The sequence below is a fragment of the Intestinibacter sp. genome (genome assembly GCF_022780145.1).
GTDB lineage: Bacteria > Bacillota > Clostridia > Peptostreptococcales > Peptostreptococcaceae > Intestinibacter.
In genome coordinates this window covers 1-3,234 of record NZ_JALEXO010000307.1, presented here as the reverse complement: position 1 = coordinate 3,234, position 3,234 = coordinate 1, and the positions used below count along the sequence as shown (strand labels likewise).

Annotated in this window: 3 protein-coding genes; all 3 read right to left on the bottom strand. The window is 29.3% G+C overall.

Going from position 1 to position 3,234, the window contains the following annotated elements:
* The coding region (locus MR593_RS11620) for a hypothetical protein (protein ID WP_290693045.1) at nucleotides 1-182 on the bottom strand (182 nt) is incomplete at its 3' end.
* 175 nt (nucleotides 183-357) lie between these two features.
* Nucleotides 358-1,527: a restriction endonuclease subunit S gene (locus tag MR593_RS11615; RefSeq protein ID WP_290693043.1), complete on the bottom strand. Its 1,170-nt coding sequence runs from the start codon at nucleotides 1,525-1,527 to the stop codon at nucleotides 358-360.
* A 3-nt stretch (nucleotides 1,528-1,530) separates the two neighbouring features.
* On the bottom strand, nucleotides 1,531-2,991 hold the full coding sequence (locus MR593_RS11610) for a type I restriction-modification system subunit M (protein WP_290693041.1): 1,461 nt from the start codon (nucleotides 2,989-2,991) through the stop codon (nucleotides 1,531-1,533).
* Nucleotides 2,992-3,234 lie beyond the last annotated feature (243 nt).

Genomic DNA, 3,234 nt, shown 5'->3' with positions numbered 1-3,234 from the left:
CAATCAATATTTAAATAATACTGTTGAAGCTCATCGTCTTCACTCATTGCTTGTGAACTAGACAGTGCTTTTGAAACAGTTTGTTTTTCAATTGCATAAGAAACTCCTGAACTAAACCCAAACGAAAATAACAAGCTTAATACAGTTAAAAAACATGCACATTTTTTAAATTGTTTTACCATAAAATAAACGCCTCCTTTTTAATAAAAATTTACTTAATTTTCTTATTTAAGTAAATAATACCATGTTTTTTTTTATCTAGCTACTTTTTTATTTTAAAAAAAATATGTACTCGATTATATCATCTTGTACATATTTTTTAATTATAATAGATTCATTTTTTATTAATTAAAGATTTTATTCAAATAGCTCTCCTTTAAAAGCTTTTTGCATCAATGAATTAAAGTTATCTTCTAACTCTTTTAAGCTTTGTTCCATTTCAAATTTCAATTTGTCAATCTTCGTAACAAAATCTGCAAATTGATTTTGAAGTTCTATAGGTAGTTTAGGAATTTCAACCTTATTTAATTTGGCAACTGTAAGACAAGGTTGAGCAGCTCCAGTTGATAATCTATTTAAATTTAATTCTTTAAGTGTAAAATAAAGCCAATAGTTATTTATTTTTATTTTAGACGTTACTACAACTGCATGTTCTGTAGCATAAAACTTTCCTCTTACATATTTTACATTTCCACATAAGGCACCTTGTCTGCCTATAAGACTAAATTCTCCTTCATGTGAATATTTTTCTACATATCCTCTTAATCCATTTCCTCCGTAGCAAGGATATAAATCTTTAGAATTATTTTTATAAATATATTTTGCCTTTATGTTTTTTCCAGCTTTTAATTCACACATTTCACCTAATAAATTTGTATCCCAATTTTTACTATTTATAATAACATCACCAAACATCTCTATAAATCGTGATTTAACCAATTCATCTAGCAATTCTATTTGTTCTTTTCTTTTATTTATTAACTCTTGAGCCTTATCTAAAACTTCAACTAATTTAATCTGCACATCTATAGGCGGTAATATAACCTTTATCTGTTTTAAATGACTTGGTCCAAAATTTAATTGGGCGGATCCTGTTATTAATCTAGTAATTTGTTTTTTAAAATAATTTGTTTTTAAAAAATAAGCAAAATATTCTATATTTAAAATATTATCATCTAATGTTTTAAATCTTATGGTACTTGTATTCATACATAACGGTAAATGTTCTTTTTTGGCAAAGCCTATTTTTTTATCGAAATATTCAACCTTTATTCCAGAACTAGCTATAATTAAATCGCCCTCATCAACAAGAAAATGTTTATATTTTCCATAAGCCTCTTCTTCTGAAATATACCTATCTGTATTATCTAAATATAAATTACCATCTTTTAAATTAGCAACATTTAATAATTTAACTCCTGAATCAGTATATTGATTATTTCTAACACCTGGTCCCTCTTGAAAAAACACTAATTTTGGAAGTTCTTCTATTTTCCACCCATTCTTTTTATTTATATTTTCAATCATGTTCTACACCTCTAGCATTTTTTCTAAATTTTCTATTTCGATAATTATATCTTTTTCTAGCTGTTTTATTTTATTTATAATCACACTAGAAGGTTCATAAACTACTTCTTCATACTCGATTTCCTTATACTTATTAATAGAAAGATCGTAATTATTCTCTCTAATCTCATCGACATCTACAAAGAAACTTTGCTCAGTTCTCTTTCTATCGACCTCGCCATCTAGATTATTAAATCTCTCAACTATATCATCTATATCATTATCCTCAATAGGATTTCTCTTATCATCTAAGCTATACCCATCAGCCTTCATATCGTAGAACCAAACCTTGTCAGTTCCGCCGTTTCCAGTCTTCGTAAATATCATAATCGCAGTAGAAACCCCTGCATATGGTTTAAATACTCCACTTGGCATTGATATTATCGCTTCTAATTTGTTGTTTTCGACGATTTCTTTTCTGATGTCCTTATGTCCCTTTGTGCTTCCAAATAAAACTCCATCTGGAACTATAGATGCACATCTTCCACCCTTTTTAAGTATTCTTAAAAATAGCGCTAAAAATAATAACTCAGTTTTCTTAGTCTTTGTTACTTTCAACAAATCTGCACTGACAGCTTCATAATCTAGGCTCCCTTTAAATGGTGGATTTGCAAGCACTAAAGTGTACTTATCATTGTCTTCATTTACTTCTGAAAGAGAATCCTTATACTCGATATTTGGGTTGTCCACGCCATGAAGCATCATATTCATAGCCCCTATTCTAAGCATAGTTCTGTCCATATCGAATCCGTAGAACATAGTATTATTGAAATGATCCTTTTTATCTGCATCTAAAAATAACTCCTGATGATTTTCTCTCAAATAATGTTGTGCTGAAACTAAAAATCCAGCTGACCCCGCTGCTGGGTCGACTATGATATCCTGTGGATTTGGCTTCATCAGCTTAACCATCATGTCGATTATGTGTCTAGGCGTTCTAAATTGGCCATTTGTGCCTGCTGTAGCAACCTTTGATAGTAAGTATTCGTAAAGATCACCTTTATTATCATCTTTATTATCCATTTCTAGCTTGTCTATTCCGTCTACTATTTTAGCAAGCATAGAAGGTGTAGGTATTTTAAATATCGCATCTCCCATGTATTTTGAGTATGCTGAATTTCCGTCTGCATGAAGATTTTTTATAAATGGAAATACTTCATTTGCAACTATATTGTACATAGCTGTTGGTTCTTCATTTTTAAACTTGCTCCATCTCAAGTGCTGCTTATCTTGTGGAAAAGTACCTTCAAATGGCAATCCTAAAAATGATGCCTCGCTCTCTTTTATTGTTTCATTGTCATCTAAGCCTTTTATAAATAAAAGATATGTAAATTGCTCTATAACTTCTAGAGGGTTTGTAATCCCGCCTGTCCAGAAATTTTCCCATATCTTGTCTACTTTGTTTCTTAATTCTCCTGTTATCATATTTTTTTCCCTTTCTATATCTATTACATGCTATTTTATATTATATCGCATAAAACTTTAATTTGTCTGTGACTTTTTATTCCAATTTTATTATCAAAAAAAATTAGTTAAATAGAAAAAATCTATTTAGCTAATTTTTCTTGTTTAAAAACGTATCCAATTTTTTTCATATTTTTAATATATCTAAAAGTTTCATCTTCTCCCTTTTCATACAGCATTCTAAGTAAAAACTCCAACTCATCT

What these genes read in the sequence shown, in the direction of transcription:
- MR593_RS11615 (WP_290693043.1), bottom strand. Translation starts at nt 1,527, where the DNA reads ATGATTGAAAATATAAATAAAAAGAATGGGTGGAAAATAGAAGAACTT.
- MR593_RS11610 (WP_290693041.1), bottom strand. Translation starts at nt 2,991, where the DNA reads ATGATAACAGGAGAATTAAGAAACAAAGTAGACAAGATATGGGAAAAT.